A 4,835-nucleotide genomic window follows, 5' to 3' on the forward strand; every position below is an offset into this window, starting at 1 on the left:
TGTTTCAACAAAACTTTAATTGAAGAGTTTGATCATGGCTCAGATTGAACGCTGGCGGCAGGCCTAACACATGCAAGTCGAGCGGTAACAGGAATTAGCTTGCTAATTCGCTGACGAGCGGCGGACGGGTGAGTAATGCCTAGGGATCTGCCCAGTCGAGGGGGATAACAGTTGGAAACGACTGCTAATACCGCATACGCCCTACGGGGGAAAGGAGGGGACCTTCGGGCCTTTCGCGATTGGATGAACCTAGGTGGGATTAGCTAGTTGGTGAGGTAATGGCTCACCAAGGCGACGATCCCTAGCTGTTCTGAGAGGATGATCAGCCACACTGGGACTGAGACACGGCCCAGACTCCTACGGGAGGCAGCAGTGGGGAATATTGCACAATGGGCGAAAGCCTGATGCAGCCATGCCGCGTGTGTGAAGAAGGCCTTCGGGTTGTAAAGCACTTTCAGTAGGGAGGAAAGGTTAACGGTTAATAACCGTTAGCTGTGACGTTACCTACAGAAGAAGGACCGGCTAACTTCGTGCCAGCAGCCGCGGTAATACGAGGGGTCCAAGCGTTAATCGGAATTACTGGGCGTAAAGCGTACGCAGGCGGTTCATTAAGCCAGATGTGAAATCCCCGGGCTCAACCTGGGAATTGCATTTGGAACTGGTGAACTAGAGTCTTGTAGAGGGGGGTAGAATTTCAGGTGTAGCGGTGAAATGCGTAGAGATCTGAAGGAATACCGGTGGCGAAGGCGGCCCCCTGGACAAAGACTGACGCTCATGTACGAAAGCGTGGGGAGCAAACAGGATTAGATACCCTGGTAGTCCACGCCGTAAACGATGTCTACTCGGAGTTTGGTGCCTTGAGCACTGGGCTCCCAAGCTAACGCATTAAGTAGACCGCCTGGGGAGTACGGCCGCAAGGTTAAAACTCAAATGAATTGACGGGGGCCCGCACAAGCGGTGGAGCATGTGGTTTAATTCGATGCAACGCGAAGAACCTTACCTACTCTTGACATCCAGAGAATTCGCTAGAGATAGCTTAGTGCCTTCGGGAACTCTGAGACAGGTGCTGCATGGCTGTCGTCAGCTCGTGTTGTGAAATGTTGGGTTAAGTCCCGCAACGAGCGCAACCCCTATCCTTATTTGCCAGCGCGTAATGGCGGGAACTCTAGGGAGACTGCCGGTGATAAACCGGAGGAAGGTGGGGACGACGTCAAGTCATCATGGCCCTTACGAGTAGGGCTACACACGTGCTACAATGGCGTATACAGAGGGTTGCAAAGCCGCAAGGTCTAGCTAATCTCACAAAGTACGTCGTAGTCCGGATTGGAGTCTGCAACTCGACTCCATGAAGTCGGAATCGCTAGTAATCGTAGATCAGAATGCTACGGTGAATACGTTCCCGGGCCTTGTACACACCGCCCGTCACACCATGGGAGTGGGCTGCACCAGAAGTAGATAGTCTAACCTTCGGGAGGACGTTTACCACGGTGTGGTTCATGACTGGGGTGAAGTCGTAACAAGGTAGCCCTAGGGGAACCTGGGGCTGGATCACCTCCTTACCTATACGACTAACTTAATGTTTGTTGAGTGTTCACACAGATTGCTTGTTAACTTCTTCGGAAGTTGAGCGAAATGCGCCGCTGGCCGGTTAGCATTGTTCTTTAACAATTTGGAAAGCTGATAGTATTTAATACGATGATGTCTGTCGTTGTATTAATTACAAATCGTATTATTGGGAAATTAATCCTTTTCTGATAATACATTGAGTTCTCAAAACACTTTATTAAGTGTCTTGAATATTCTAAAAACTAAGGCGAATTTGTGTACTCGCAAGAGATGCAAATTATGTAATAAACCAGCTAGTTACGATACAGCTGTTAGGGCTACCCGCTCTGACAACGATTAAGTTTCCTTGTGAAACTCATTTGGGTTGTATGGTTAAGTGACTAAGCGTATACGGTGGATGCCTTGGCAGTCAGAGGCGATGAAGGACGTAGTAACTTGCGAAAAGCGTTGGCGAGCTAGTAACAAGCATTTGAGCTAACGATGTCCGAATGGGGAAACCCGGCCACATAAGTGGTCATCATAACGTGAATACATAGCGTTATGAGGCGAACCTGGGGAACTGAAACATCTAAGTACCCAGAGGAAAAGAAATCAACCGAGATTCCCCTAGTAGCGGCGAGCGAACGGGGATTAGCCCTTAAGTCTATGGGGTGTTAGTGGAATAAGTTGGAAAGCTTAACGGTACAGGGTGATAGTCCCGTACATGAAAACTAACCATAGATGAAAACGAGTAAGGCGGGACACGTGACATCCTGTTTGAATATGGGGGGACCATCCTCCAAGGCTAAATACTCCTGACTGACCGATAGTGAACCAGTACCGTGAGGGAAAGGCGAAAAGAACCCCTGTGAGGGGAGTGAAATAGAACCTGAAACCGTGTACGTACAAGCAGTGGGAGCGGTTCTTGAGACCGTGACTGCGTACCTTTTGTATAATGGGTCAGCGACTTACGTTTTGTAGCGAGGTTAAGCGAATAGCGGAGCCGTAGGGAAACCGAGTGTTAACTGCGCGTTTAGTTGCAAGGCGTAGACCCGAAACCGAGTGATCTAGCCATGGGCAGGTTGAAGGTTGAGTAACATCAACTGGAGGACCGAACCGACTAATGTTGAAAAATTAGCGGATGACTTGTGGCTGGGGGTGAAAGGCCAATCAAACTCGGAGATATCTGGTTCTCCTCGAAAGCTATTTAGGTAGCGCCTCGAGCGAATACCACTGGGGGTAGAGCACTGTTAAGGCTAGGGGGTCATCCCGACTTACCAACCCTTTGCAAACTCCGAATACCAGTGAGTACTACTCGGGAGACAGACGGCGGGTGCTAACGTCCGTCGTCAAAAGGGAAACAACCCAGACCATCAGCTAAGGTCCCAAAGTTATTGCTAAGTGGGAAACGATGTGGGAAGGCTTAGACAGCTAGGATGTTGGCTTAGAAGCAGCCATCATTTAAAGAAAGCGTAATAGCTCACTAGTCGAGTCGGCCTGCGCGGAAGATTTAACGGGGCTAAGCAATACACCGAAGCTATGGGTTTGCTCTTATGAGCAAGCGGTAGAGGAGCGTTCTGTAAGCGGTTGAAGGTGAAGGGGTAACCCACACTGGACGTATCAGAAGTGCGAATGCTGACATGAGTAACGATAAAGGGAGTGAAAAACTCCCTCGCCGAAAGACCAAGGGTTCCTGTCCAACGTTAATCGGGGCAGGGTGAGTCGACCCCTAAGGCGAGGCCGAAAGGCGTAGTCGATGGGAAACAGGTCAATATTCCTGTACTTCTGCTAACTGCGATGGAGAGACGGAGAAGGCTAGGCTAGCGCGGCGTTGGTAGTCCGCGTTTAAGGTTGTAGGCTGTTCACTTAGGCAAATCCGGGTGAACATTAGGCTGAGAGCTGATGACGAGTCACTAAGGTGATGAAGTAGTTGATGCCATGCTTCCAGGAAAATCTTCTAAGCTTCAGGTTAGTAGGAATCGTACCCCAAACCGACACAGGTGGTCGGGTAGAGAATACCAAGGCGCTTGAGAGAACTCGGCTGAAGGAACTAGGCAAAATGGTACCGTAACTTCGGGAGAAGGTACGCTGCTGTTGGTGATGGGACTTGCTCCCTAAGCTGACGGCAGTCGCAGATACCAGGTGGCTGCAACTGTTTATCAAAAACACAGTACTGTGCAAAATCGCAAGATGACGTATACGGTATGACGCCTGCCCGGTGCTTGAAGGTTAATTGATTGGGTTATCTTCGGAGAAGCTCATGATCGAAGCCCAAGTAAACGGCGGCCGTAACTATAACGGTCCTAAGGTAGCGAAATTCCTTGTCGGGTAAGTTCCGACCTGCACGAATGGCGTAATGATGGCCACGCTGTCTCCAGCCGAGACTCAGTGAAGTTGAAATTGCGGTGAAGATGCCGTATACCCGCGGCTAGACGGAAAGACCCCGTGAACCTTTACTATAGCTTGGCACTGAACATTGAACCTACATGTGTAGGATAGGTGGGAGACTTTGAAGCTTCGTCGCTAGATGGAGTGGAGTCAATCTTGAAATACCACCCTTGTAGTTTTGATGTTCTAACCGCGGCCCCTTATCGGGGTTCGGGACAGTGCCTGGTGGGTAGTTTGACTGGGGCGGTCTCCTCCCAAAGAGTAACGGAGGAGCACGAAGGTTGGCTAAGTACGGTCGGACATCGTACGGTTAGTGCAATGGCATAAGCCAGCTTAACTGCGAGACATACACGTCGAGCAGGTACGAAAGTAGGTCATAGTGATCCGGTGGTTCTGTATGGAAGGGCCATCGCTCAACGGATAAAAGGTACTCCGGGGATAACAGGCTGATACCGCCCAAGAGTTCATATCGACGGCGGTGTTTGGCACCTCGATGTCGGCTCATCACATCCTGGGGCTGAAGTCGGTCCCAAGGGTATGGCTGTTCGCCATTTAAAGTGGTACGCGAGCTGGGTTCAGAACGTCGTGAGACAGTTCGGTCCCTATCTGCCGTGGGCGTTGGATGATTGAAGGAAGCTGCTCCTAGTACGAGAGGACCGGAGTGGACGAACCGCTGGTGTTCGGGTTGTTATGCCAATAGCATTGCCCGGTAGCTACGTTCGGAATCGATAACCGCTGAAAGCATCTAAGCGGGAAGCGAGTCCTAAGATGAGTCATCCCTAGAGATTTAATCTCTCTAAAGAGCCGTTCGAGACTAGGACGTTGATAGGCAGGGTGTGTAAGCGTTGTGAGGCGTTGAGCTAACCTGTACTAATGACTCGTGAGGCTTAACCATACAACCC

General features: G+C 50.4%; 2 rRNA genes. Both read left to right on the top strand.

The window, feature by feature from the left end:
* The first annotated feature begins 16 nt into the window (after window positions 1-16).
* Window positions 17-1,559 (top strand): 16S ribosomal RNA (locus BCU94_RS15415).
* Between the two features lie 377 nt (window positions 1,560-1,936).
* A 23S ribosomal RNA gene (locus tag BCU94_RS15420) occupies window positions 1,937-4,828 on the top strand.
* Together the 16S and 23S rRNA genes form the textbook arrangement of a ribosomal RNA operon.
* Window positions 4,829-4,835: the final 7 nt, after the last annotated feature.

It is taken from the genome of Shewanella sp. 10N.286.52.C2, from assembly GCF_002874545.1.
Lineage (GTDB): Bacteria > Pseudomonadota > Gammaproteobacteria > Enterobacterales > Shewanellaceae > Shewanella.